2 protein-coding genes are annotated in these 968 nt (G+C 46.1%); one reads left to right on the top strand and one right to left on the bottom strand.

What is annotated here, in order from left to right; all coding sequences use genetic code 11:
- On the top strand, positions 1 to 568 hold a 568-nt coding region (gene mutH, locus R7Q46_RS25445; RefSeq protein ID WP_318077974.1), incomplete at its 5' end, for a DNA mismatch repair endonuclease MutH.
- A 14-nt stretch (positions 569 to 582) separates the two neighbouring features.
- On the opposite strand, the gene R7Q46_RS25440 is transcribed toward mutH, so the two are convergent.
- Entirely contained in the window at positions 583 to 894 is a 312-nt protein-coding gene (locus tag R7Q46_RS25440) for a DUF6482 family protein (protein WP_005481791.1), read from the bottom strand.
- Between the last annotated feature and the right edge of the window lie 74 nt (positions 895 to 968).

Genomic DNA, 968 nt, shown 5'->3' with positions numbered 1-968 from the left:
CAAACGTGATAAAGGCTGGGTGGGACAATTGCTGGAATGGCATTTGGGCGCTCCTGCGGGTAGCAAACCTCAACAAGACTTTTCCAAACTTGGTATCGAGTTAAAGAGCATTCCAATTGGCTACAACGGACGACCGTTAGAAACTACATTTGTATGCGTTGCACCCTTAACTGGTGTTCAAGGACTGACATGGGAAACCAGCCATGTGCGCAATAAGCTCTCGCGTGTATTGTGGGTGCCTGTGGAAGGTGAACGAGAAATCCCCCTTGCCGAGCGTCGTGTAGGGACACCTCTTATTTGGTCGCCAGATAAAGAAGAAGAGCAGATCTTACGAAATGACTGGGAAGAACTGATGGAAATGATCGTCTTTGGAAAATTTGATCAAATTTCAGCCAGACATGGCGAAGCGCTTCACCTGCGCCCAAAGGCCGCTAATGCCAAAGCACTAACTGAAGCCTATAGCTCCAACGGGAAACCAATGAAGACGCTACCACGAGGCTTTTACCTGCGAACACAATTCACCGAACAGATCTTACTGAAGCACTATATCAATGTGCAATCTGAGTAACTCATCTGTTCACTCTAATGGGTAACCAACGATAATTCGATATCGCAGTAAGAGGCAGTACCCTCACTACCGCACTCATCGTAAGCGTTGTGTAACCGCAAATAAGCTTTGTCGATACCTAACCTGAGCAGCTCTTCTTTCACCAAATCTAAGGAACCAAAATGAAGCGGTTCCTCTCCATCTTTAATCGGCTCTAGCTGGTGCTTATATTCCACAGCTAGCAAATAGTCAGAGACATCGGAACACCCAATGACAAATACTTTGGGTAACGTATAGGTGTCTTTATGTTGACCATGTAGCCACATGTCCAGTTGATGCTTCTGCATAGTGCACCTCCTTCACAAGATCTTTTTAGTGTAGTTGGGGGATGAATACCTTTCGAGCCACACTTGCGCTTATA

The organism is Vibrio sp. 811 (genome assembly GCF_033339195.1).
This window is presented reverse-complemented; position numbering and strand designations above follow the sequence as displayed.

Bases quoted from the DNA above. Each gene is read 5' to 3' on its own strand.
- R7Q46_RS25440 (WP_005481791.1), bottom strand. From the start codon at position 894: ATGCAGAAGCATCAACTGGACATGTGGCTACATGGTCAACATAAAGAC.